The 26162-nt window shown below is 33.4% G+C and carries 23 protein-coding genes; 14 read left to right on the top strand and 9 right to left on the bottom strand.

The window, feature by feature from the left end; genetic code table 11:
- Window positions 1-168 precede the first annotated feature (168 nt).
- Both DWB61_RS00180 and DWB61_RS00175 read left to right on the top strand, forming a co-directional pair.
- The gene (locus DWB61_RS00180) at window positions 169-729 is read left to right on the top strand and encodes an RNA polymerase sigma factor (RefSeq protein WP_125028742.1); all 561 of its coding nucleotides are present in this window, start codon (window positions 169-171) and stop codon (window positions 727-729) included.
- Window positions 726-1478: a tetratricopeptide repeat protein gene (locus tag DWB61_RS00175; protein ID WP_125028740.1), complete on the top strand. Its 753-nt coding sequence runs from the start codon at window positions 726-728 to the stop codon at window positions 1476-1478. Before DWB61_RS00180 ends, DWB61_RS00175 begins: the two co-directional genes overlap by 4 nt.
- 188 nt (window positions 1479-1666) lie before the next feature.
- Here DWB61_RS00175 and DWB61_RS00170 read toward each other — a convergent pair whose 3' ends face one another.
- Complete coding sequence (locus DWB61_RS00170; protein WP_125028739.1) at window positions 1667-4540, bottom strand: CHAT domain-containing protein; 2874 nt, start codon at window positions 4538-4540, stop codon at window positions 1667-1669.
- Window positions 4541-4594: 54 nt separating this feature from the next.
- On the opposite strand from DWB61_RS00170, the gene DWB61_RS17860 reads away from it, so the two are divergent.
- Window positions 4595-4726: a hypothetical protein gene (locus DWB61_RS17860; RefSeq protein ID WP_262701261.1), complete on the top strand. Its 132-nt coding sequence runs from the start codon at window positions 4595-4597 to the stop codon at window positions 4724-4726.
- A gap of 285 nt (window positions 4727-5011) precedes the next feature.
- On the opposite strand, the gene DWB61_RS00165 is transcribed toward DWB61_RS17860, so the two are convergent.
- Window positions 5012-7885 (bottom strand): CHAT domain-containing protein, encoded by a 2874-nt coding sequence (locus DWB61_RS00165; RefSeq protein WP_125028737.1) that lies wholly within the window; start codon window positions 7883-7885, stop codon window positions 5012-5014.
- A 181-nt stretch (window positions 7886-8066) separates the two neighbouring features.
- On the opposite strand from DWB61_RS00165, the gene DWB61_RS17720 reads away from it, so the two are divergent.
- The 3 genes from DWB61_RS17720 (at window position 8067) to DWB61_RS00155 (ending at window position 10050) form a co-directional block, all read left to right on the top strand.
- Window positions 8067-8168: a bacteriocin class II family protein gene (locus DWB61_RS17720; protein ID WP_191984759.1), complete on the top strand. Its 102-nt coding sequence runs from the start codon at window positions 8067-8069 to the stop codon at window positions 8166-8168.
- Between the two features lie 208 nt (window positions 8169-8376).
- Entirely contained in the window at window positions 8377-9204 is an 828-nt protein-coding gene (locus DWB61_RS00160) for a sensor histidine kinase (protein WP_125028735.1), read from the top strand.
- Window positions 9205-9342: 138 nt separating this feature from the next.
- Window positions 9343-10050 carry an SIR2 family NAD-dependent protein deacylase gene (locus DWB61_RS00155; protein WP_125028734.1) on the top strand — a complete coding sequence of 236 codons (708 nt, stop codon included), beginning with the start codon at window positions 9343-9345 and terminating at the stop codon, window positions 10048-10050.
- Between the two features lie 80 nt (window positions 10051-10130).
- On the opposite strand, the gene DWB61_RS00150 is transcribed toward DWB61_RS00155, so the two are convergent.
- From DWB61_RS00150 to DWB61_RS00140, 3 genes are all read right to left on the bottom strand, one after another.
- The gene (locus DWB61_RS00150; protein WP_125028732.1) at window positions 10131-12389 is read right to left on the bottom strand and encodes an inorganic phosphate transporter; all 2259 of its coding nucleotides are present in this window, start codon (window positions 12387-12389) and stop codon (window positions 10131-10133) included.
- A gap of 128 nt (window positions 12390-12517) precedes the next feature.
- Entirely contained in the window at window positions 12518-12892 is a 375-nt protein-coding gene (locus DWB61_RS00145; protein WP_125028730.1) for a hypothetical protein, read from the bottom strand.
- A 133-nt stretch (window positions 12893-13025) separates the two neighbouring features.
- On the bottom strand, window positions 13026-13412 hold the full coding sequence (locus tag DWB61_RS00140) for a methylglyoxal synthase (protein ID WP_125028728.1): 387 nt from the start codon (window positions 13410-13412) through the stop codon (window positions 13026-13028).
- Window positions 13413-13650: 238 nt separating this feature from the next.
- Between DWB61_RS00140 and DWB61_RS00135 the strand changes: the two genes are divergently transcribed.
- Window positions 13651-14064, top strand: coding sequence for an SPOR domain-containing protein (locus DWB61_RS00135; RefSeq protein WP_125028726.1), 414 nt, complete (start codon window positions 13651-13653; stop codon window positions 14062-14064).
- 14 nt (window positions 14065-14078) lie between these two features.
- The gene (locus tag DWB61_RS00130) at window positions 14079-14498 is read left to right on the top strand and encodes an SPOR domain-containing protein (protein WP_125028724.1); all 420 of its coding nucleotides are present in this window, start codon (window positions 14079-14081) and stop codon (window positions 14496-14498) included.
- 55 nt (window positions 14499-14553) lie between these two features.
- Here DWB61_RS00130 and DWB61_RS00125 read toward each other — a convergent pair whose 3' ends face one another.
- The 3 genes from DWB61_RS00125 to asnS all read right to left on the bottom strand — a co-directional run bounded on the left by DWB61_RS00125 (window position 14554) and on the right by asnS (window position 18281).
- On the bottom strand, window positions 14554-15156 hold the full coding sequence (locus tag DWB61_RS00125; protein WP_125028722.1) for a PAP2 family protein: 603 nt from the start codon (window positions 15154-15156) through the stop codon (window positions 14554-14556).
- 17 nt (window positions 15157-15173) lie between these two features.
- Window positions 15174-16628 carry an RNA polymerase factor sigma-54 gene (gene rpoN / locus DWB61_RS00120; RefSeq protein WP_125028721.1) on the bottom strand — a complete coding sequence of 485 codons (1455 nt, stop codon included), beginning with the start codon at window positions 16626-16628 and terminating at the stop codon, window positions 15174-15176.
- 207 nt (window positions 16629-16835) lie between these two features.
- The gene (asnS, locus tag DWB61_RS00115) at window positions 16836-18281 is read right to left on the bottom strand and encodes an asparagine--tRNA ligase (RefSeq protein WP_125028719.1); all 1446 of its coding nucleotides are present in this window, start codon (window positions 18279-18281) and stop codon (window positions 16836-16838) included.
- 312 nt (window positions 18282-18593) lie between these two features.
- On the opposite strand from asnS, the gene DWB61_RS00110 reads away from it, so the two are divergent.
- From DWB61_RS00110 to DWB61_RS00085, 6 genes are all read left to right on the top strand, one after another.
- On the top strand, window positions 18594-20249 hold the full coding sequence (locus DWB61_RS00110) for an AMP-binding protein (protein ID WP_125028717.1): 1656 nt from the start codon (window positions 18594-18596) through the stop codon (window positions 20247-20249).
- 921 nt (window positions 20250-21170) lie between these two features.
- The gene (locus DWB61_RS00105; protein ID WP_125028716.1) at window positions 21171-21551 is read left to right on the top strand and encodes a response regulator; all 381 of its coding nucleotides are present in this window, start codon (window positions 21171-21173) and stop codon (window positions 21549-21551) included.
- 124 nt (window positions 21552-21675) lie between these two features.
- Window positions 21676-22698 carry a Holliday junction branch migration DNA helicase RuvB gene (ruvB, locus tag DWB61_RS00100; RefSeq protein ID WP_125028714.1) on the top strand — a complete coding sequence of 341 codons (1023 nt, stop codon included), beginning with the start codon at window positions 21676-21678 and terminating at the stop codon, window positions 22696-22698.
- A gap of 35 nt (window positions 22699-22733) precedes the next feature.
- A complete protein-coding gene (locus DWB61_RS00095; protein ID WP_125028712.1) occupies window positions 22734-23066 on the top strand; it encodes a hypothetical protein in 333 nt (110 codons plus the stop codon).
- Between the two features lie 380 nt (window positions 23067-23446).
- Window positions 23447-24454: a sensor histidine kinase gene (locus tag DWB61_RS00090; RefSeq protein ID WP_225423337.1), complete on the top strand. Its 1008-nt coding sequence runs from the start codon at window positions 23447-23449 to the stop codon at window positions 24452-24454.
- Between the two features lie 18 nt (window positions 24455-24472).
- A complete protein-coding gene (locus DWB61_RS00085) occupies window positions 24473-25177 on the top strand; it encodes a response regulator transcription factor (protein ID WP_125028709.1) in 705 nt (234 codons plus the stop codon).
- 83 nt (window positions 25178-25260) lie between these two features.
- Here DWB61_RS00085 and DWB61_RS00080 read toward each other — a convergent pair whose 3' ends face one another.
- On the bottom strand, window positions 25261-25995 hold the full coding sequence (locus DWB61_RS00080; RefSeq protein WP_125028707.1) for a ComF family protein: 735 nt from the start codon (window positions 25993-25995) through the stop codon (window positions 25261-25263).
- Window positions 25996-26162 lie beyond the last annotated feature (167 nt).

The raw sequence follows: 26162 nt of genomic DNA, 5'->3' as shown, positions 1-26162 counted from the left end.
TTGTTTTTTCAATCATATTATGTATAAATTACAGAAAAAACCTAATTTTTAATTATTTATAACAGATTGATAATTCGAATAATACAAGCGTTAATTAATTAGTTTTTATTTTTTTTTCGTTTTACTGGGTTACTTTTTGCAAAAAGAAGGAATAAAGAGGTAGATAACATGGATTACACAACAGAAGCAATTCTAGAAGGAATTGGAATGAGCAATAATGATGTATTGAATTACATCTATCGCAAGTTCTTTCCTGATACTTGCAGATTCGTTGAAAATAATAGTGGAACCAGTGAAGACGCACGCGATCTTTTTCAGGAGGCTATCATTGTAATCTTTCGAAAGATGAAGAAAGCACCTATAGTGCTGACTTGTAACTTTAGAACGTATATCTACTCTGTATGCCGACTATTGTGGTTAAAAAAACTTGAGAAAAGGAATGATAATCTTGACATTATCCAATCAGACGTAGTACTCGACCAACAGGTTGATGATGTAAGTTTATCTTACGAGCAAACTGAAAAGTACCGTCTGTATCAGAAGCATTTTAAACGTTTGCCAGCTGATTGTCAGGAAATCATGAGACTTTATCTTGAGAAAGTATCTGCAAAAGAAATTGCAAAAAAAATGGGCTTTGCCGGAGAAGATTACGTGAAATCTAGGAAATATAAGTGCAAGCAAACACTTATAATGAATATTAAAAGCGATAATCAATTTACCGAAGTATGATGGACGAAAAAAACTTTGATCGCATAGATAATTATCTAGACGGTCTGCTTAACGAAAATGAAATCTTAGATTTTGAAAAAGATCTAATGGATGATCTTGACCTGGAGATGGAACTAAATCTTCATAACGAGATTAACGAGGCAATTATGGAAGAGGATGTCATGGAGCTTAGAAGCAAACTTGAAGCTATTGATATTCCTGCTCCTATTGAAAAACGCAAAGCGAGATTCCAAGGTAAATGGAGGATTGCTGCTGCTTCTATGATTCTTTTTATTGGTATGGCTGGCATATATTCTATGCTTGGCAACAAACCATATTCCAATGAAGAAATATTCAGAAACTACTACAAGCCCTACGGTATTGTAATCAATACTCGTTCCGCTTCTGATGCTGATAATGCAGATAAAATTCTGGAACAGGCTCTTAAATCCTATGAGTCTAAAAATTATCGTGCTGCTTTATCATTATTCCAAACCATACTAGATAAAGACAGTACCAATTTAACGAGTAACTTCTATTCCGGTATTTCTAATATTCAAGTACAAGAATACCCCAAAGCGAATAAGAATTTTATTCGAGTATTAAAACACAAAAATAACCTGTTTATAGAGCAATCTGAGTGGTATTTAGGAATTTGCTACCTAATGACTAACGAAAGAGAAAAGGCTAAGGAAACTTATAGTGCTATTGCCAAAGGGAATAGTTTCTACAGAACAAAAGCCAAAGAGATTCTCAACAAACTGGAATAAATCGATTCGTCATACTATCGTTAATATACAAGGATTGTTCTTTTCAGAACAATCCTTTCTTTTGTATCCGACTTATTGAGATTGGTGTTTTAATAAGCAAATAAGCCGTTTTATCGAAGCTTTAAGTAATAAGGTCTCAGTCTATAAATTAATTCTTCTAGGAGCTTAAAAAGAGAAGTAAATAGATTTTAAACTAAATCGAACTCATCCAGAGTTTGTTCGTGAATATTTTTAGAAGACGAGCGTTGCCAAATGAAGTAAATACCTCCAAATAGAAGAGATAGTCCCAGAAACATCAAGATCTTATGAATCATACTGAATCTGAACAAGGTTTCTTTATCACCAATAACAACATAGCCCGACCAAAAGTAAGGATGCGATTTAAATGCATCAGCTGTTTCAAGATATTCCAGTTTAGCTTGCTGGAGAGCAACGTCCTTAGGAAAACTTTGAGCCAAGTACTTATAAAATGAAGACATTAAAGTCGATCCTGATAAATCTTCCACAGTCCAAAGTGTCATGATTAAACTTGGACAACCCGAATAGAAAAAACCACGTGCCAAACTCATAATACCCTCTCCCTTAAGGAATTTTCCGTTTCCTGAATTACAAGCACTCAAGACAATCATCCTGGCTTTAAGGTTCATATTGTAAATCTCATGAGCATTCAATAAACCGTCATTAAAAGTATCTCCTGTTTGAGTAAAAACCAATTTTGAATACATGGGATTATCATCATCTAAAATGGTATGCATGGCTAAATGAAGAATGTCAAAATCCTCAGCTTTTTTCTTAAAATTCGTCTCAGAAGCAAGCTCATCAGTATAAGTCTCACCTGCAAATATCTTAGAAATATTTTCAACCTCTACTTTAGCTCCAGGTAAAGGAAAAAGATTGTTGTTACGAATATTTCTGGTTGTTAGAATTGAATCGCTCAAATTATTATAGGACGGAGCAAATGCCAAATGTCTTTTTGATGATGGTGTTGAAAATCCTTTATTAGGTCGCTTGTAAGCAATCGTAGCTGAGTTTTGATAACTAATAGGATTATGACGTATCAGGTAATCCAAATCACGGTAATTCAAACTCTCAGGGTCTCCTTTTTGCTTCAACAATACACCAAAGGGGACATAGGCCATTTTACCTTCGGGGACTATGATTAAATGCTTATTCAGAATAACATCTTCATAAGGTTCGATTACAAATTGATAAAGCTTATGAGCTGCAGAAATATAATCCTGATGATATTTCATACGATTACCAAAAAAATCATTGGTCTTTAAACAGCTTAGAATATTAGTGATACTTTTCTCAAACTCACCTTGTTTTAGGCTCACTTTTTTCATTTCGAAAAGATCAGAACCAATAGCAAAAGAATACAAAGTTGAACCAGATAAGGCATATTCAAGCAATATTTCATCTTCTTTCAGCTGCTTTTGCAGTTCTTCTACAGAAATGCCTGCACTAGAGTATTTAATGGCATAGTAGCTTGGGTGATCTGTCTCAAAACGCTTCACCATTTTCTCATAGTCGACATTCAGACCAAATAAAGTATAGCGCCAATTAGCGACAGAGTCTTGCCTAGGATGAAACTGCTTTCTCTCCTGATAAATCTTATCACGGTAATCTGCAATATCTTGTTTTAATTGATGCTCCAAGTTTTGAAGATCAATAGGAATACCCCCAATTAATTTAGCGTCGACATCATTTAGAAAGTGACGTAAACTAGATGCCTTAGCGCTTTCCGAATACCTAAAAGCTTTCTCCTTATAAATTGGATTACCCGTGATTTCAAACAAATCTGCAGCCACCTCAATAGCTGAAGAAAAGGTTTCATTCTCGTTGGCACTCAGTGCCAACTTTGATTCTTCATCCTGATAAGCAATTCGAATTTGATCAATAATATCAACACACAAATCGAATGTATTCAAGGATGCTTTAAGATACTTGACTTGTTTTGATTCAGCATACAGCTTCTCTAATGTTGTAGCCTTGTCATTTATAATATCAAATGTCGATAACTGACCATCAATTTGCTGTATATTGGGATTCTGCTCAAAACCTTCTCCATGAAAGTCATAGGTGCTTGACACAAGTGCTTTTTGGTAATACTCTAGGGCTTTAGTATAGTCTTTATCCTTGAAGTACAAGCCACCCAAATTTTTCAAACAATGAGCCGTGTCAGGGTGCTTTAATCCAAACTTATCTAAATAAATTTTGTAGGACTTATTTAAATATTCTTCAGCCAAAACTCCATTTTCCTTAGAAGAATGAAATATGGCATAATTCAAATAAAAGTTAGCCAAATCGGAATTACCATCCCCATTTAATTTAATCGATTCATCAATACTCAATTTAAAATAATGATTAGCCTCTTTATCGTAACCCAATTCCTTATAACAATTACCAATATTAGTGTAACTCACAGAAAGATTTGTAGCATTCCTTGCTTTCTTAATTTTTAGTCCCTCAAATAAATATTTGAGAGCATTATTATAGTCCTTATTGTTCTTTGAAACCAGACCAAGGTTATTCATTATTGGATCTTTCCAGCGTGAAGCCGAGGGATTCTTTTCGATAATAAAAAGAGCAGCCTCATAAAATTTTTGTGCCTTTATATTATCTTTCAAATTAAGATAAATATTTCCCACATTGGCATATACAGGAGCTAGTTTACCTGATAATTCTCCATAGTTCTTTTTACAAATAATCTCAGCTGAATTAAAAGAAACCAATGCATCTTTAAATTTTCCTAATTTTCGAAGTGCAACTCCATAATTGACTTTATATCGATATAAAAGCTCAATATTATTCAACTCACTTTCGTCAATACCTTCTTCAGCTTCTTTAAAAAAGATCTCCGCCCCCTTATAATTTTGAGAAAGCAATTCATTTACGGCCTTATTTAGTATAACGAGTAAGGAAGAATCTGCAGATGTTGTCACATCTGATTGAAGAGCTTGAGATGGTTTTGATGCTTTTACGTGAAAATTGAATCCGCAACACATAAAAAAGCATGCAGTAATCAGTATATATCGAAATATTTCTTGTTTGATTCTCACTTTGGGGGAGATAGTTTAAAAAACTGAATACGTAACAAATAAGTTCGTGAAATTATGAAAAACATAGAACTTATTTATGTTTTTGAAATAAAACTTTCTGTTTCTGGATTACTTCTACTCTTCCAAAGAAATAAAGAGACGAAAAAGGAAGGCAAACTCATACTTTTTACTGAGAACTATGAGTAACTGGTTTTAATCTTATTCTGCTATCAACCTTTTTCACTTGCCCATAGGCTATTCGAATTTTTCATCTTTTCAGTAAGTTAATGGCAATTTTGATATGTATGGCGAATATTTCTGAGGCCTTTCCTACTCTCTTTCTTGAAACATCCTTGAATATAGTAAGATCCAAAATCTAATAATGTTTGTTCTCAATTCGCCAACGATAATGGACTCCCCTTGTAATTCTTTTATTTTTATTAATAAACCTGATATTTAATATTTTGAGGCGAAAAGTGACTTAAATAGGTTTTATTCTAAGTTCATGATGTCAAGAGTTTGTTCGCCAGTCTTTTTAGATGTCGAACGTTGCCAAATGAAATAAATGCCTCCAAACAATAAAGTAAGCCCCAGGAACATCAAAATCTTATGAATCATACTGAATCTGAACAAGCTTTCAGTATCACCAATGGCAACATAGCCCGACCAAAAGTAAGGATGCGATTTCAAAGCATCGGCAGTATCCAGATATTCCAGCTTGGCTTGCTGCAGAGCAACGTCCTTAGGAAAACTTTGAGATAAGTACTTATAAAATGAAGACATTAAGCTAGCCCCTGAAACATCTTCCACAGTCCAAAGTGTCATGATTAAACTTGGGCAACCCGAATAGAAGAATCCACGAGCTAAACTCATAACACCCTCACCTTTAAGAAACTTACCATCTCCCGAATTACAGGCACTCAAAACAACCATTCTGGCTTTAAGATTCATATTATAAATCTCATGAGCATTCAATAAACCGTCATTCAAACTATCACCTGTTTGGGTGAAAACTAACTTTGAATACATCGGATTATCATCGTCTAAAATAGTATGCATGGCTAAATGAAGTATATCAAAACTCACTGCTTTAGCCTTAAAATTCGTTTCAGAAGCCAATTCATCCAGATAGGTTTCACCATTGAATATTTTAGAAATATTCTCAACCTCAATTTTAGCTGCAGGCAGAGGATAAAGCTTGTTGTCATGAACTTGTCTGGTTACCAGGATTGAGTCGCTCACATTATCATAGGAAGGCGCAAAAGCCAATAGTCTTTTGGATGAAGGGACAGAAAAACCCTTTTCAGGACGCTTGTAAGCAATGGTAGCTGAGTTTTGATAGCTTATTGGATTGTGACGTACCAGATAATCCAAATTACGATAATTCAAGCTCTCAGGGTCTCCTTTTTCCTTAAGCAATACGCCAAAGGGTACATAGGCCAATTTACCTTCAGGAATAATAATTAAATGTTTATTCTCTATAAGCTCTTCGTAAGGCTTAATCATAAATTGATAAAGCTTATGAGCTGCAGAAATATAATCCTGATAATATTGCATACTATTACCGGAAAAATCATTGGTCTTTAAACTGGTTCGAATATCAGTAATGCTTTTCTCTAATTCCCCTTTTCTTAGAGGTATTTTTTTCATTTCGAAAAGATCAGAACTTATAGCAAAAGAATACAGGGTGGAATCCGATAAGGCATATTCAATCAGGACTTCATCATCTTTTAATTGAGCTTGTAGCTCTTCTACAGAAATACTTGCATTATCATACTTTAAGGCATAATAGTCTGGATGTTCCTTTTCGAAACGCTTCACCATTTGCTCATAATCAGTATTCAGTCCAAAAAGAGTATGTCGCCAACTCGATATAGAATCCTGAACCGGTCTAAGCTGTTTTCTCTCCTGATAGATCTTATCACGATAATCAGCAATATCTTGCTTTAATTGATGCTCCAAATTTTGCAGATCAATAGGAATACCTCCAAATGTTTTAGCATCGACATCATTTAAATAGTTACGCAAACTAGATGCCTTAGCTCTTTCGGAATATCTAAAAGCTTTTTCTTTATAAATCGGATTACCTGTAATTTCAAACAATTTGGCAGCCACCTCGATAGCGGAAGAAAAGGTTTCATTCTCATTGGCACTCAATGCCAACTTCGATTCTTCATCCTGATAAGCAATATGGATTTGATCTATAATATCAACGCACAAATCAAACGTCTCAAGAGACAATTTTAAATACTTAATCTGATTTGTAGTACCATACAACTTATATAAGGCGGAGGCTTTATCATCAATGATATCAAAAGTGGTCAATTGACCGTCTACTTGCTGGATACTAGGATTCTGATCACATTCTTCACTTTCAAAGTCATAGGTGCTAGAAATAAGCGCTTTTTGATAATATTCTAATGCCTTAACATAGTCCTGGTCTTTAAAATACAAGCCACCTAAATTTTTCAAACAATGAGCCGTGTCTGGATGCCTCAATCCAAATTTATCTAAATAAATTTTAAAGGATTTATTTAGGTATTCTTTAGCCAATGCTCCATTTTCATTAGAGGCATGAAAGATGGCATAATTCAAATAAAAATTTGCCAAATCAGAATTTCCCTCTCCATTCAATTTGATGGATTCCTGTACACTCATTTCGAAATAACGATCAGCTTCCTTACTATCCCCTAGTTTATCATAACAATTGCCGATATTATTATAGCTGGAAGAAAGATCTTTCACATTTCTTTTTTTCTTTATGTCAAGACTTTCTAACAAATATTTGAGTGCTTTAGTAAAGTCTTTATTGCTCTTTGAAACCAGACCAAGATTACTTATTATTCGATCCCTCCAGAATGAGGCTTCTGGGTTTTTATCAATAATAAAAAGAGCCGCCTCATAATATTTTTGTGCTTTTAAATTGTCTTTTGAATTAAAATAAATATTCCCCATGTTTATGTAGACTGGAGCTAATTTACCAGAGGATTCTCCAAAATGATTCTTACAGATACGTTCTGCCGAATTAAAAAGGGGAATTGCATCTTTAAAGTTCCCCAATCTTATAAGAGTAACCCCATAATTAACTTTATATCGATATAAAAGCTCATAATTCTTTAAGTCACTTTCACTAATCCTACTTTCTGCTTGCTTAAAGAAACTCTCCGCTCCCTTATTATTTCGAGCACGTAATTCATTGACAGCCTTATTTAGTATAATGAGCAGAGTCGAATCAGCAGATGTTGTCACATCTGATTGAAAAACTGGTGATGGTTTTGATGCTTTTGCATGAAAGGTCGATCCACAAAGCATAAAAAAGCATGCCGTAATCAGCAGATATCGAGATATTTCTTGATTTTTTTTCACTGTAGAAAAATAGTTTTAAAAAGCTGAATGTGTGATAAATAGGCCCTGCAAAATTATTCAAAACATAGGACTTATTTATGTTTTTGAAAAAAAACTTTCACTTTCTGGGTTACTTTTTATCCAAAAAGGGAATAAAGGGATGTAAAACGATTCCAATATTCACTTTATAATTTAAATAACCATGGAAAATTTTGAAATTCTTAACACACAGCAATTATTAGAAGTAAAAGGTGGTCATAATGAGCTAACTCAGAAAGATATTGTTGAAGAAGCTATTGTTTAATTTTTTTATTAATTTTCCAAAACATACTATGATGAATAATTTCGAGATTATTAGCGCAGAGCAATTACTAGAGGTAAAAGGTGGACATAATGAACTAACTCAGAAAGATATTGTTGAAGAAGCAATTGTCTAGTTAACCTTTTGAATAAAGTGATACCCTTATTATCACAAACTCTCACAATAAAGTACCATTAGAAAAGATTCCTGAATGGATAAACGTCCGACTTACTGCGAGCTTGAAGAACAGTTAGCAGAGGCATTACAAAGAGCAGAAGGAGCAGAAGATATAAAGAATGCTTTCCTTGCGAATATTTCACATGAAATACGCACGCCCATGAATGCCATCATTGGAGCATCGGACATCCTGAGAGACGAGTCACTAACTAATGACGAACGAAATGAATTTGCTTCTATCCTGAATATTAGCAGTCGTTCACTTCTCGATTTACTCAATCGAATTATAGATTTATCACAACTGGATTCGGGCATTATGCAAGTCGAGGAATCCGAAATTGATCTGGAAGCTCTTATCATTAGGTTATATACCCTCTACGAAGAGAAGATAAAAGTTCTAGGTAAAGACATTACAATTAATTATCAAGTCAATTGCATTAATCCCAATATACTAATTGATGGTGAAAAGCTGGAGAAATCAATCAGCTACCTACTGGATAATGCCATTAATTTTACTCAATCTGGAGAAATCCAACTTTCTTGTTCCTTGCAAGACGATCAGAAGATTAAAATCTTTGTGAAGGATACTGGCGCTGGGATTAGTTTAGAACAACAGCAATCAATCTTTGAAAGATTCAATCAGGTTGATAATTCATATACACGTAAGCAATCTGGTGCTGGCATTGGTTTAAGCCTATGTTCTCGTTATATGAAATTGATGAAAGGTTCTATAAAACTTGAGTCCGAATTAGGTAAAGGCTCAATTTTTCACCTAAATGTTCCCAGCCAATACAATTCTGAAGAACTTGAAACTGTAGAATCTACCTCGAAAATTCAAAGCAAAAATACGTTTTTAAAATAATCAAAAGCAACACACATCCCTTCTATCCTACCTTTTTACTAATCGGTTCATATTACTGAACTGGAATATTTAATACCTCATTATCTGTACATCAAATTTCTTATCTTTAATTTCTAAACGAGATTAAATAGAGAAAACATGCCTAATAAGAAAAAACTTGTCGTACTTTCCGGAGCTGGAATTAGTGCTGAAAGTGGTTTAAGAACTTTTCGTGAAATGGGAGGCTTATGGGAAGAGTACGATGTTATGGAAGTCGCAAGTCCTCAAGCCTGGGAAAGAGATCCCGAACTGGTTACTCGCTTCTATAATGAAAGACGAAAACAACTTCTGAATTGCCAGCCCAATAATGCTCACCTACTTCTACATGAGCTTGAAACGTATTTCGATGTTGAAATCATCACGCAAAATGTAGATGATTTACATGAAAGAGCAGGCAGTTCAAAGATTCTGCATTTACACGGAGAACTCAAAAAAGCAAGAAGTACGATAGATCCTGATCTTATTTATGAATTAGATAACTGGGAACTGACATCAGAAAGTCGATGTGAAAAAGGATCTCGCTTAAGACCTCACATCGTTTGGTTTGGAGAAGCTGTACCTGCCATAACAGAGGCTTCAGTTCTCGTTTCTAAAGCTGACATACTTGTCATTGTTGGTACATCAATGAATGTATACCCCGCTGCTGGTTTAATTGATTACGCACCCTCTCATTGCCCAATTTATATTATAGATCCTAATGAAGTTAATATGTCTTCATATGGTCAACGCACTTTCATAAAAGAGAAAGCAAGTATTGGCATGAAAAAACTATTCAAGTTGATAGTCTCACAATCTGCTTCGAAATAATTATATATATTAAAATGAGAGCTGTTCATAAATATGAACAGCTCTCATTTTTAGTAGTAACTTAATTTATATTCTATAAATTAATCCTGATACTCATCTTTATTTGAAGTAGCAAAATCACGAGCAGACTTTAGAAGATTCCCTGCATATAATACCAGATTCTTAGTCTCACTTAGGACTCCTAAGAATAGAACCGAATTTCTTGTTCCAACCTTCTCGGCCTTAATTCGCTTAATTTGTTCCTTTCTGAACCTCTTAATTGATTTCAATAAGCCTTCTTGTTCTTCAAGTACAGAGTCAATATTTACTAATCCATAATCCCTATCATTAATAATCGCGTTAATATGCGTAAAGAATTGAGATAATTTTGCTTGAATAACATTCAATTCTTCAATTTGTTCAGCCTCTAAAGCTTTATGGTTATTATCGATATACTCGTAAACAGGTTCCACAATAAAGCTTATTGCATGGGCCATCTCACGAAGATAATCGATTAACTGAACATAGAATGCTCCCGAATAGACACTGTCTGCTCGAAGAATTTTAACCATAGAAGGCACCTGATTTTTAATTTTCTTGACTTCAGAATTTAACTTATTCACCTTCTTTGAACATGCCTTAAGATTTGCTCTATCTTCATAAGCCAAACCCGTAATCATCTTACCAAAAATAGCTGGGATTTTAGCAGTCAAAGAAGAAACAGCATAAGTACATTGCTCTGCGGCATCGCCTTTTATAATTAATGAATCGTTGTCTACAGAATCATTTGTCTCATTTTTAAGCTTATGAGCCCTATGTGAACGAATAACAAAGAATATAGCAAGAACTAATAATCCAAAGATTGCATAAGCACCAAACCAGTTTATCAAATTTGCAAAGATAAAGGCAGCAGTGAAAGCACTAAATGCAGTAAAGAACCAACCTCCGATGACTGTAATCACACCTGTAATACGATAAACAGCAGAATCACGTCCCCAGGCTCTGTCAGCCAATGACGTACCCATCGCAACCATAAAAGTAACGTAAGTCGTAGAAAGGGGTAATTTTAAAGATGTACCAATTGCAATCAAAATACTCGCTACAGTCAGGTTTACTGAAGCTCGAATCATATCAAAAGCTGGAATATCCTTTTTATCAATATTAGCAGCAGCTGCTGGTTGTACAAAACTCTTATTAATGCTTCTTTGAATACGCTCTGGTAAAATACCTCTCAAATGACTATTGGCTGATAATGAACGACGTACTATTAAACGACCAAAATAAGAAGAGCCAAAACGCTCATCGCCTTCATTTTGATTACTTAAACTCAATTCAGTCTCAGTTACTGTTCTTGCTTTCTTCGAAAACCAAAGAGTAACTGTCATAACTAAACCAGCAATTAGCAAAAGATAAGTTTCGGTTTGAACTTTTCCCGTTAGCATTTCCATAGTAAAGCTATATGGATCACCAGAACCACTTGCAACGAAAGCCTGGAATGATTTAAATCCTGCCAATGGGACTCCAATAAAGTTAACCAAATCATTACCTGCAAAAGCCATAGCCAAAGCAAAAGTTCCTACTAGTACAATAACCTTAAGGATATCTAGACGAACTAGCCATACCAATAGTTGCAAGATAACGCTCCACCCTACAAAACAAAAAGCTAAAATTGTAAATGTATTCGACTTGATCCAAACAAGCGCATCTTTCGATATAAATGAAGATCCCTTTGCTCCTTTAATCAAGATAAAATAGGTGATAGCAGTAATAGCAAATCCACCAAAAATAGCTCCGAAGTATTTAAACCTCTTATCATATTTATAGGTAAAAATAATTCGAGTAATATATTGAACCAAAGCTCCGGCAGAGAAAGCTATAACAACACTCAAGAGTATACCCGTTATAATGGCTAGCGCTTTCGCAGAGTTAATATAGCTACCCAAATCTGCTAGGGTTTGATCAGAGTTCATAATTTTTACCAAGGCAACAGCAACTGCAGCACCAAGCAATTCGAACACAATAGAAACCGTTGTAGATGTTGGTAGACCAATCGTGTTATAAAAGTCTAAGAGAATAATATCCGTTAACATGACGGCAACAAAAATGATCATGATTTCAGCAAAGTAAAACTGATCTGGGTGAAAAATACCCTTTCTAGCCACTTCCATCATACCACTAGAAAATGTTGCTCCAACAAGAATACCCAAACTGGCAATTATCAGGATTGCCCAACGTGGAGCTGCTTTAGAACCGAATGCCGAATTTAAGAAATTGACCGCATCGTTACTCACCCCAACAATTAAGTCAGAGATCGCTAGCGCAAAAAGCACAACAACAAGTATTAAATAAAAATTATCCATGTTTTTCGATTTGTAAGTTCGATACAAATCTACAAACAGTTGAAATGAAGGGTGTTTCCTAAATTTTACCTTTGTGTTAATTTAAGGTTAACAGCAAGATATAACTACATTTTTAAGGACAATAAAAATTAAGATAGAATCCAATCAACAGCAGCTTTTTCCGTACTAAAAGGCTCTGATATATAACCTTCATCTTTTGTTTTAAACAAAATAGGTATTACAAGATCTTTAGGATCAACAGAGATTAATGCAAGCTTAGTCCCTCTAAAAACATCAATATGTTTCTTGTAAAAATTTGATATATCGACAAATCTCTCCACTTTAAAATTAAAAGTTGATTTTCTAAAGTCAAGAATAAATCCCTTAATATCACATGGAATTATATTATTGTTAATAGCATGCTCCCAAGAAGAAAAAATATCTTCTAAGCTAATTGGTCCATAGTAATACTTATAAAGAATATTTAATTCTTCGTTAAATTCATATTTATAAAAGTCCTTCATTAGGGGCTGGGGTTAGTCATTTGGTAGTAAGTAATAAGTTCCCAATAAACGAAAAAAAGCTCACAATAAATCAGTTTATTGGGAGCTTTTAAAAAACTTTCACAAAGAATATTTTATCAAAATTCAATCCAAATTAAACTTCTTTATCTCTTTCTGTTTTATTAAGTTCAACCAAGAAATCTGCGGTCGCTAAATTCAAGGCAATGGGCACATTATTTAATACAGCTGTTCTGATTAAAGTCTGAATATCGTGCTCATGACCGTGTGGGGTTTCAGCATCAATCAAGAAAATAACTTCATCAACTTTACCTTCTAGTATCTGAGCAGCCAAAAGAATATCTCCTCCATTGGGGCCATGACCAAATCCTTCAACTTCAAGATCTAAAACAGAATTCAATAATTTTGAAGTATTTGTAGTCCCAATTAATTTGTGCTTTTTTAATTCGTCCATATGACGTTTCACCCAAGCTAACATTTCACTTTTTTTTTGGTTATGAGCGACTAAAGCAATTCTTTTCATACGTTATATTATTAGTTTTTTGAATTTATCGAATATCGGGTTTCAAATAATAAACTTATCTATTTGAAAACGGATGATGGTTTTAATTTAAACTTTAAAATGCCATCCAAAAATAATTACATTCCGCATAAAAATAGATATTCTAAAGTTAAATAATGATTATTATCGCTTTGGGGTTTAGCGAAATCTCTTATATTTGTTAATAATTTGATTTGCATTATATTAAATTTGCATCCATATGAATACAAAATATAAGATCCTATTTATTACATTCCTTTGTTTAACTATTGGGATGAGTGCCTGTAAGGAAGAAAAGAAAACCTTAAAAAACCCAAAGACGACAAAAAAAATCGTCAAAGCTAAGACAGAACAGAAAAAGCCTACTGAGAAAGTTGTTCCTAAAGAAGTCGTTAAAAAAGCTATCAATAAATATTTCTTGATTTCGGCAAGTTTTAAAAGTCAAGCTAACGCAAAAAGAATGCAATCTAAGCTTCAGCAAGAAGGTTATGATTCTCGGATAATTCCTGCACCAAATAATTTTTACCGTGTGTCATATAAAGAATTTTCTAATCGTACCGAAGCATTCAAAGAATTGAGAATAGCACGATTGACCGAAGGACGAGAAAGTGTTTGGTTGCATATAAAGCATTAACTATATTTAATTCTATGAAGTCGTTAAAATACAGCTTAATTTCACTTATATTAATCCTATCAGCTTGCAGTAAAAAAGAACTGACAAAACTTGATGGAACTAATATTGTTGAGCTTACGGCAAATAGAAAAGTACCTAAAGCGCCTTCGCCCGAAAGTCAACAATTATCCAAAAAATTCTCGTTAACTCAAATTCTTGAGAACAGAGCCTTGTTCAACTACCATATTGTTGGAGGAAGTAGTAAGAGGAAAAATACGGCTCTTAATTTAAGCCAGCAGCTTTATAAAAAAGGATACCCTTGTAGGGTAATTGAAACAAATGGTAAATACCGAGTTGTTATCCAATCATTCTCCAATAAAAAGGTAGCCGTTAGGGAATTAAAAAGATTAAAGAAATTGAATCACAAACCTGATTTGTGGATTTTAAAAGAATAATAAAGAGCTCATATGAGCTCTTTTTTTTGTGCTTTGATTTCTCAATATTAAATTCCTATTGAAACAAGAATGTCCCCCCGACTACTACAAATCCTAAAAGAAAACCTGCATAAATTTGAGTTGGCTTATGTACTTCCAATTTCAAGCGTGAGAAGGCTAAAAAACCTGCTGCCAAAATAGCCATCATAAACATGCTGCGTAGCGAAGTAGAAAAACGGATGGAGAATGTAAAGATTAAAGCACATAAACCACCAATACCTGCCATATGCAGACTTATCTTCCACCAGTAAGAGATTATCAACAGTAAGGTCAAACTAATTATACCTGCAAGCTGTAAACGTGCGAATATATTTGTTCCAGGTAGCTTCATCAAAAGATAAAAACCCAAACTATAGGATAAAATAGCCAAAGCCAAAGGAATCATTCTATCCTTACGCTCGGTCAAACTATAACTACTGATAAGTGAATACGATTTTAATAGAGGCAAACAACTAATCGGTAATAATATGGTCGTAATAAAAACAATCATATATATAGCCTTTACCAATGTAAATGGTGTAAAATCGAGGAAAGTATTGGAATGAAAAATTAAATAGATGGCATATAAGGGCATTAGCATAGGATGGGCAAGCCCCAATATAATTCTGGAATAGTTCATGGAATTCAACTGTTTTTTTAGAGTTCTTTTCTTAATCGCGCTACAGGAATATTCAACTGTTCGCGATATTTAGCCACTGTTCTTCGAGCAATTAAGTAAGATTTTTCTTTAAGAATTGCAGCCAGCTTATCATCGGTAAGTGGTTTTTTCTTGTCTTCATTATCGACACACTCTTTAAGAATATTCTTAATTTCACGAGTAGATACTTCCTCACCTGTATCAGTTTGTAAACCTTCAGAAAAGAAATATTTTAATGAAAATATACCAAAATGTGTTTGAATATATTTAGAGTTTGAAACACGAGAGATCGTTGAAATATCCAAAGAGGTTAGCTCTGAAATATCTTTCAAAATCATCGGTCTTAATTTCTTTTCGTCGCCCTCTATAAAATACTCACGCTGAAAATCTATAATGGCTTTCATGCTCAGCATTAGTGTGTTCTGACGTTGACGAATGGCATCTATAAACCATTTCGCAGAATCGAGCTTTTGTTTGACAAACATCACAGCCTCTTTCTGTTCCCGTGACTGATTATCCTTATTGGTAGAATAATCGTGAATCATATCAGCATAAGATCGATTGATATGCAAATCGGGAACGTTGCGAGAATTCAAACTCAAATTTAATTCACCGTCTTGCTCCTCGAGAATAAAATCAGGAATAATGGTAGGTGAAGGCTTAGACATAGGGTTGACAAAAGCGCCACCAGGTTTGGGATTTAATTTTAAAATCTCATCTACAGCACATTTAAAATCGTCATCATCTAAATTTAAACGATTCTGAATTTTATCGTAGTGCTTGCGAGTAAATTCATCGAAATATTTTTTAAGAATCTGATGAGCTATTTTCACATCTGGATTGTGAGAGCCCTTACGTTTGATTTGAAGCAGTAAACATTCCTGTAAATCGCGAGCACCAACACCAACTGGATCAAAATCCTGAATTATATGTAGTAACTCCACCAATTCTTCAAAACTTGTATTTATACCTGTTGAAAAAGCCAAATCATCAACAATACTATCAATATCGCGACGCAAGTAGCCATCTTCATCTATATTACCAATCAGATATTCGGCCAAAGCAGCTTTTTCAGGTGTTAGTATTCTTAACCCCAACTGAGATACTAATTGTTCATGAAAGGTTGTCCCTCCAGAGAAAGGTATATCCTCGTGCTTATCGTCTTTAGAATAGTTTTGAGCTGCTAATTTATAAGAAGGGGTGTCATCATCGTCCATATAATCCTCCAATGAGAATTCTTCCTTATCCTTGTCTTTTACTTCATGCTCTTCTTCCTGATAATCCTCCTGAACGGCTTCGTCACTTCCACCTTCGTCAAGAACAGGATTTTCTTCCAACTCTTTTTTTATTCTTTCTTCAAGTTGAAGAGTAGGAAGCTCGAGAAGTTTGATCACCTGAATTTGTTGAGGTGATAACTTTTGTAATAATTTTTGTTGTAGGCTCTGCTTCAGCATATATGTACTTAACTGTTGTCTATAATATAGGATATTTATAAATTGTAGATTGTTTATACAAATATCAAACCACAAAAGATAAATGAATTAAATAAAGGTAAATATACAAGCAGAAAGACTGAATAAAAAGACTTTTAACAGAAAAGTTTAACACAAAAAAAGTCGGCTCTAAAAGAACCGACTTGAATATATGCTTGTGCTATATTTTTAAAATTCAGCATTTTTTGGTGTACGTGGAAAAGGAATTACGTCGCGAATATTACCCATACCTGTAACAAACAGCATCATACGCTCAAAACCTAGTCCGAAACCTGAGTGTGTTGCCGTTCCGAAACGACGAGTATCTAAATACCAATCCATATCTTCAGCAGGAACACCCATTTCTTTCATACGAGTCGTTAATTTATCGTAATCTTCTTCACGTTGCGATCCACCAACAATTTCGCCTATACCTGGGAATAGAATATCCATAGCCGCAACGGTTTTACCATCATCATTCTGTTTCATATAAAATGACTTGATCTCTTTTGGATAATCAATCAGAATCACTGGTTTTTTGAATTTCTTCTCAACCAGATAACGCTCGTGTTCCGATTGAAGATCAGCACCCCAACCATCAATCACATATTGAAATTTCTTATTCTTGTTTGGCTTAGAGTTACGCAGAATATCGATAGCTTCAGTGTAAGTTAAACGAACAAAGTCATCCTCCAATACAAATCTCAACTTCTCGATCAGTTCCATTGATTGCTCATCCGCTTTTTTGCCTTTTTCTTCTTCCTGAAGACGCTTGCTTAAGAATTCAAGATCGGTCATGCAGTTATCTAAAGCATATTTAATTAGATACTTCAAAAACTCCTCGGCCAAATCCATATTGTCAACGATATCGTAAAACGCCATTTCTGGCTCAATCATCCAAAATTCAGCAAGGTGACGGGTTGTATTTGAGTTCTCTGCACGGAAAGTAGGACCAAAAGTGTATATTTCACCCAAGGCCATAGCGCCTAGCTCACCTTCCAGCTGACCAGAAACCGTAAGATTAGTTTCCTTACCAAAGAAATCTTCCTTATAATTAATGCTTCCATCCTCGTTTAAAGGTGGATTTTTAGGATCTAAAGTTGATACTCTAAACATTTCACCAGCACCCTCGGCATCAGAACCGGTGATAAGAGGTGTGTGCATATAGAAGAAACCCTTTTTGTTGAAAAACTCGTGCACAGCAAATGCCATAGCATGACGAATACGGAATACCGCTGAAAAAGTATTAGTACGGAAACGTAAATGTGCCTTTTCTCTTAAGAATTCTAAAGAATGTTTTTTAGGCTGCAATGGGTATTTCTCAGGATCCGATACACCTAAAACTTCAATTTCAGTTGCCTCTAATTCTACTGATTGTCCACTACCTGCCGATTCAATTAATTTTCCATTAACCGAAATAGCAGCACCCGTCGTAATCTTCTTTAACAAGTCCTCATTAAAACTAGGAACATCAACAACGATCTGAATATTATTAATAGTAGAACCGTCATTCAAAGCAACAAAATTAATTTGCTTATTACCACGCTTGGTTCTTACCCATCCTTTAACATTTACTTCACTGCCGTACTCTTTCGAAACTAACAGATCTTTGATCTTAATTCTTTTCTGTTCCATTTTTATTCTGACTTAATGAGATAATACGCATCGGCTTAAAATAAGAAAACCGATAACAAGGCTACAAAAATATAAAAATGCATTCAATTAAGCTTAGTTACATAGAATTAAATCATAAAAAGCTTAGGTGAACAAGTCTCCTTAAATAAAAACAAATCCGAATATTAAAGATAAATATCACTAAAAGGAAAGATTATCTAAATGATTGATTTATTGAATCTAATTTGAGACTTAGTAAAATTTAATATGGCTAAATCTTGATTTTTTAATCAGATTAGTACCTTTAGAAACTTAGAACTATACATTAAACCTATGATTCAAAACAAGTTAATCCATTCCATTAAGGAAAGTATTCAAAATAACTGGGAGTCTCCAGCCTTTACCAACTACCAAAAAGATAGCCTGAGTTTTAAAGAAGTCGCTCAGCATATCCAATGGCTTCATATTCTCTATAAAGAGATGGGCATAAAAAAAGGAGATAAAATTGCGCTTATTGGTCGTAACCTAAACAATTGGGCAGTTACTTATCTGGCCACTGTCACTTATGGTGCTACCATTGTTCCAATTCTCCCAGATTTTAACTCTGGGGATATTCATCACATCATCAATCATTCTGAAGCATCTTTACTTTTTGCAACAGAGAATATTTTTAATAAAATTGATGATTCAAAGATTAAAAAGATAAAAGGGATTCTCTCATTAAACGATTTTTCGCTACTCTGTACTTCTTGTGATAAATTAGAGAAGACTTTGAAAATTGCCCATGAAAAAGCAAGCAAAAAGATTTTAGATAAGAATCAGTTGGAATATGCCGATCCTAAAGAAAATGAGATAGCAGTTCTCTCATACACATCAGGAACATCTGGTTTTTCAAAAGGCGTTATGCTAACTTATCGAAGTTTACATTCCAATGTACAAATTGGTTTCGATCATATCGATTTGAGACCACAGGATAAGGTTGTTTCATTTTTACCATTGGCACACGTTTTTGGTTGTATGTTTGAATTCCTTACCGAGTTTTGTTGTGGGTGTCATGTGGTTTTTCTATCACGCGTTCCTACCCCACAACTTATAACCAAAGCTTTTCAGGAGGTTAAGCCTCGACTTATTTGTTTGGTGCCATTAATCATGGAGAAAATATATAAGAAACGTATTTTACCTGCTTTAGAGAGTCGTCGTGTAAAGCTAATGCTAAAAGTTCCTATACTGGAAAAGAAGGTTTATAAAAAAATTAGAAATTCACTTATAGAAACTTTTGGCGGCCAATTTATCGAAGTTATTATAGGTGGTGCTGCCTTAAGTAAAGAAGTTGAAGATTTTCTTAAAAAGATAGATTTTCCATTTTCCATTGGCTATGGAATGACAGAATGTGGTCCATTGATTAGTTATAGTCCTAGTGGTAAATTTCGCCCCCATTCATGTGGTCATGTCGTCGATAGAATGCAAGTGCGAATCGATTCAAAAGACCCCTTAAATATCGTTGGTGAAATACAAGTTAAGGGCGATAATGTAATGACAGGTTATTACAAAAATACGGAAGCCACAGCCGAGGCTTTAACAAAGGATGGCTGGTTAAAAACAGGCGATTTAGGTGTCGTTGATCAAGATGATGTAATCTATATTAAAGGCCGAAGCAAAAACATGCTTTTAGGTCCATCGGGGCAAAATATCTATCCTGAAGAAATAGAATCTATATTAAATAATTTACCTTTTATACAAGAGTCAATTATCACCGACGATAAGGATCACAAATTAATTGCTCTGGTTTATCCAGATTATGAAGTTTGCGATGCAGAAGGTTTAACAAAGGAGGAAATTCAAGAAGCTTTCGAATCAGACCGAAAAATTTTGAATAAGAATCTTCCAGCTTATATGAACGTATCAAGGATAATTCTTTTTCCTGAAGAGTTCGAAAAAACACCAAAACGAAATATTAAGCGATTTCTTTATACAGAGATGTATCACTAGAAACTAAATTCTAATCGTTTTAATAAGCAGCTGCATTTTAAATGTAGCTGCTTTTTTTTACCTTAAAAAGGGATAAATATTAAAATCTAAAATGTATTGAAAAATTTAAAAAAACTCAAAGATAAATGCAACCTTTTTATTTAAAACAAGTATAAGCATTCATAAACCTTATTAGAATTATACATCAGAATATGGTTAGTATTAAAGTTAATAGAGAACATTGAGTATCGTTTTTATTTTTTCATGCAATAGAGTACATATGATTCTAATAAGCAAGTATTTACAACAGTTTTTGAAGAAATCAACAGTTTTGTTCACATTTAGTTAACATACTGTTGATTTTTTCTTATTAAATATTCGAAACAATTCTTAGGATATTTAATTAAGCATTTCCTATGAAAAAAATATCCCAACTAACCAATTTTACTTTTAAGTACTGAAATTAGATCTTCCAACAGCTTATCAACAATCTGTTAATAGTAAACTAGCGAATTCTTTTCAGAAAAATACGTTATCAACAGATTGTTCATAACACCCATAAAACGCTCTAAAACAAAAGCCCTATATTAACAACCTATGTTAATAGCCTGTTATTAGACTTATTTACTCCTAAAATCCTATAAAAGATGTTTTCAATTACCAACATTATCAACAGGATATTATAATCATCATATTTTTTAGAAAAATTAAAAAAAAGATAATAATATAATAAGTGTTGATAAAGGGATAAGAATGGTGAATAAAGTCAAATTTGAAAAATTGAGGTTTTCTCCAAATTGAAAAAATAATAAGCCCCAAAAAAAGCTTTCTAAAATCAGTTATATTTGAGGTGAAACTAAATTGAGAAATTGAATTTGAAAAAGAAATTTATATTGATGAATTTAGTATCTTGCATAACACTATTCTAAACTGAACAAAAGAATGAGCTGGGAAAATAGAAACTTTAGATTACTATTGGTGGAAGACAACAAACTGAATCAAATTGTTGTGAAGTTTAGTTTAAAACGATTTGGTTACGAAATTGTAACTGCCAACAATGGTATTGAAGCTATAGAGGAATTTAACCAAGGCGAATTTGATTTTATTCTGATGGATGTAATGATGCCTGAAATGGATGGTTTAGAAGCAACCGAACACATCAGAAAACTTGAAAAAGGCAAAGATATTCCAATTATTGCCCTTACTGCTGATGTGATTACAGCAACTGCGAATAAATGCAAAGATAGTGGTATGAGTGCTCATATGTCAAAACCTTTCGATGTAGAGAAACTTTTTGAAATCCTGGAAAGTTTAAATCTATAAATAAATAACACGGATAATTTTTATCTCATTTGTGATTTTATATCGAACAAATGAGACTATTTTTGTGCTTTGCAATATACAGTTTGCTAGCTATTTTAAACTGCTTTTATACAACACTTATAAAATGGATGATAAGCTCGACATAAGAAATCAAGACATTAAGGATAAGGAGATTGATGTCGATCAACAATTAAGACCCTTACGTTTTGAGGACTTTAGTGGACAACAAAAGATTGTTGAGAATCTTGACATTTTTGTGAAAGCAGCTAAAATGCGTGGAGAAGCTTTGGATCATGTTTTACTTCACGGACCTCCAGGTCTAGGTAAAACAACTCTATCGAATATTCTTGCAAATGAATTGGGAGTTGGCATTAAAATCACATCTGGTCCTGTTTTAGACAAACCTGGAGATTTGGCAGGACTTTTAACCAATCTCGATGAGAATGATGTTCTTTTCATCGACGAGATACACCGTTTAAGCCCCATAGTCGAAGAATATCTGTATTCCGCAATGGAGGACTTCAGAATAGACATTGTGATCGATAAAGGACCTGCAGCGCGTTCAATTCAATTGGAATTAAATCCATTTACCTTGATTGGTGCTACGACTCGTTCTGGCTTATTAACATCACCTCTTCGTGCTCGTTTTGGTATCAACTCACACTTAGAGTATTACGATATGTCTATCTTAACACAAATTGTAAAACGATCAGCTAAAATTCTGAATGTTGAGATTACACATGAGGCTGCTGGAGAAATTGCTTCTCGAAGTAGAGGAACACCTCGAATTGTAAACGCATTACTGCGTCGTGTACGCGATTTTGCACAAGTGAAAGGAAATGGATCTATTGATATCGAAATTACTCGTTATTCACTTGAAGCCTTAAATATTGATAAGCATGGTTTGGATGAAATGGATAATCGAATTTTAACGACCATTATAGATAAATTTAAAGGTGGACCAGTGGGGATTACGACCATTGCAACTGCTGTAGGCGAAGACAGTGGTACGATTGAGGAAGTTTATGAACCTTTTTTAATTAAAGAAGGTTTTATAAAAAGAACGCCTCGCGGAAGAGAAGTGACAGCACTTGCTTATTCGCACTTAGGTAAAAATCGTTTCGATGAACCTAATACCCTTTTTTAAACCAAACAGGTAATTACATAATAAAAAATAAATTGATGTCTAAAATACGCTCAATTCTTTATACTTTGGCAACTATATTAATTATTATAGGTGCTCTTTTTATTTTACAAGATGATGCTTTCGGTATTATTTTTCTTGGTTTAGGATTGGTTTTAAATATCGTTTATAGAGGGATAAATTTAGATCTTAAAAAAGTCGCTTATTTTCATTGGTTAGAACTTCTTAAGCTTGGTAATATGATTTTTATGGCTGCAGCTTGCTTGAGTTTTGTTTTTGAATCAGAACAAAAATTTAATCTTTTGATACTTTCAATTGTCTTAGATTTATTGGTGAATATGAAAGAGATTTCTTTTAAAAAGAAAATTTAATTATTTGTGTATTTACCTTCTCAAAGAATATTTAAGCATTAAAATACAGCGGGAGTCTAGTCAGTTTATCTGATTATGACTCTCTTTTTTTTTTGCTAATTATTGGGAGTCTTTTTTATATGAAATTATCAAAACACCTTCAATCATTATTAATAAATAAGCATTAATTTAGAAAGTCTTGTTTATTAAATTAAACTTCATGATGGTTTAAATAATATAATCTTAACCATTACTTAATATAACAAATGCAAATGCTCATTTATTAATTCTAATATTTGTGTCAGAAAAGATTCTTAATATTATCTTTATTTTATATTGACATTAATCTGATTTTAGACTCATTTATGCAAATAATATCTTCTAAAAAAGTCAATTTATTGATGACACTTTCCAGTGCTATTATCATCTTAATTGAATTTTTACTTTACACATATATCGAAGATAAAGCTTTGGTACTTTTCACCAGCTTGGTTCTTTTAAGCGGTTTCATGTTTCTCATATCTCGCTATTTAATTCGCCGATTTTTATACTCAAAAATTAGAATCCTTTATAAAACAATTCATGATACTCAATTTATAGATAGGGAATTTGTTGACAAAGTGAAGACGATTGATATTATTTATGAAGCTGAAAAAGAAGTTAGAGAGTGGAGTGAAGGACGTGGCTCATTACTCATGCAAATGAAACGCCAGGAAGAATACCGAAAAGAGTTTATTGGAAATGTATCTCATGAATTAAAGACACCTATTTTTAATATTCAAGGTTATATTTTAACACTACTTGATGGTGGTTTGGAAGATAAAAATATTAATCGATTATATCTTGAAAGAACAGAGAAGAGTATTAATAGAATGATTGGGATTGTTAAAGATCTTGAATCTATTTCGAAGCTTGAATATGGAGAGTTAAAATTGATACCTGAACGATTTAATATTATTGATTTGATAAATGAGGTTGTGGAAACACAAGAAATGCGTGCGCAAAAGCATAAAATTAAAGTTGTATTTTCTCAAGCAAATGCTATTCCAATATATGTAAATGCGGATAAAAAAGAAATATTTCAAGCCATGGTTAATCTCGTTGTAAATTCCATAAAATATGGAAAGCAAGGTGGTAAAACACATATTGAAGTGATGGAGATGGGCGATAAATATTTGATTGAAGTCAGAGATAGTGGAATAGGTATCGAGAAAGATAATTTACCTAGAATATTTGAACGTTTTTATCGAGTAGATAAAAGTAGATCGAGAAATATGGGGGGATCAGGATTAGGTTTGGCTATCGTCAAGCATATTATTGATGCTCATGAGCAAAGCATTAATGTGAGTAGCACTTATGGTGAAGGCACCAGTTTTTCGTTCACACTAAATAAGGCAACAAATACTTAAGCATCTAAAATATTTGATATGGAAAATAGTGACTATAAAATTTTACTTGTCGATGATGAACCAGACATTTTAGAATTCTTAAGTTATAATATTAGGAAGGAAGGATTCCAGGTTGAAACAGCTAGTAATGGGATTGAAAGTATAGAAATTGCGAAAAAATTCCGACCCCATCTGATTATTTTAGATGTAATGATGCCCGAAATGGATGGGATTGAAACTTGTGATAAATTGAGAGAAATGCCTGATTTTTCAGATGTTTTGATTACATTTTTAACAGCGAGAAGTGAAGATTATTCTCAAATTGCTGGTTTCGATGCTGGAGCAGATGACTATATTAGTAAACCAATTAAACCTAAAGTTTTAATATCTCGAATTAAAGCCATGTTGAAACGTTCTAATCGATCTAATGCAACTGCACAGAATGAAGAAAATACTATAAAGCAAATTGGACCTATTGCTATTGATAAGGAACGTTATTTGGTTTTAAAAGATAATGAAGAGCTTTCTTTACCTCGAAAAGAATTTGAATTGTTGTGTTTATTATCATCTCGTCCACAAAGAGTTTTCACTCGAGAGGAAATTTATAATGGCGTTTGGGGAGAAAATATTATTGTTGGTGATAGAACAATTGATGTTCATATTCGAAAATTAAGAGAAAAATTAGGTGATAATTTGATAAAAACGGTGAAAGGTGTCGGTTATAAATTTGTAGATAACGAGTAGATTTTCCTGGGTAAATAATTGAAAACCTTAATTTATATAAAGATTAAAAATAAATTAAGGTTTTTTTATGCAATAATGTCAATTTAGGCTTGAGCCAGACAAGCGATACTGACTTTGATTTGATCTGTTTCTAATAACCTTTGAGCGCACGCTTCGAGAGTAGCGCCAGTTGTGACCACATCATCCACTAATAAAACATGTTTATTTTTTATTTGTTCTGAAGATTTTAAAGCAAACACATTTTTTACATTTAGCCATCTTTCAATTTTATCTTTTTTAGTTTGCGATTCCGAATGAATATTTCTTACGAGTACATCGACAAGTAATTTAGAATTCATTACTTCTGCCATGCCTTTTGCAATCATTTCTGATTGATTGTAGGTTCTCGCTTTTTTCTTTTTTGGATGGAGTGGGACAGGTATGATGAAATCAATATCTCTATACTCATCTGAATTCATTAAGGTATTTCCAAAATGCCTTCCAAGTTCAATACCTATTTCAGCTTGTCTATTGTATTTTAGTTTGTGTATGAGTTTTTGATATTTACTGCCTTTATTAAAAGTAAAAAATGCGGTGGCATTATTAATTTTAACACGGCCTATGAAAATTTCAAAAATGGGATTTTCTTTATGAAAATGAAAGTTTGTTTTAGGTAATTGAAAGAGACAAGATGTACAAATAACCTTTTCACCTTTAAATAAATAATTACCACAAGCTGCACAGTTTAGAGGGAAAAATAGGTTTAAAAAGTCCCACCACGTACTTGTTATATAATACCTGTATGCATTCCATTTTTTATAACGTGTTTTAGGTGGCATATGAAATAAGTTTCAAGCCCTTTTCATCGTTAAAAGACTTATTATTAGCCATAATTTAAAAATATTATTTAAATAAAAAAAATGGTTTTGTTGGTAATGCCCTGATAAACGCACTTTTAGCACCTTATTGATAATCATATTATTGTATTGATAGGAAGAGTTTTTAC

Origin of the sequence: Ancylomarina euxina, assembly GCF_003863355.1 — a bacterium.
Lineage (GTDB): Bacteria > Bacteroidota > Bacteroidia > Bacteroidales > Marinifilaceae > Ancylomarina > Ancylomarina euxinus.
Note: the sequence above shows the minus strand (reverse complement) of the source record. Positions and strands in the feature narration are given on the sequence as shown.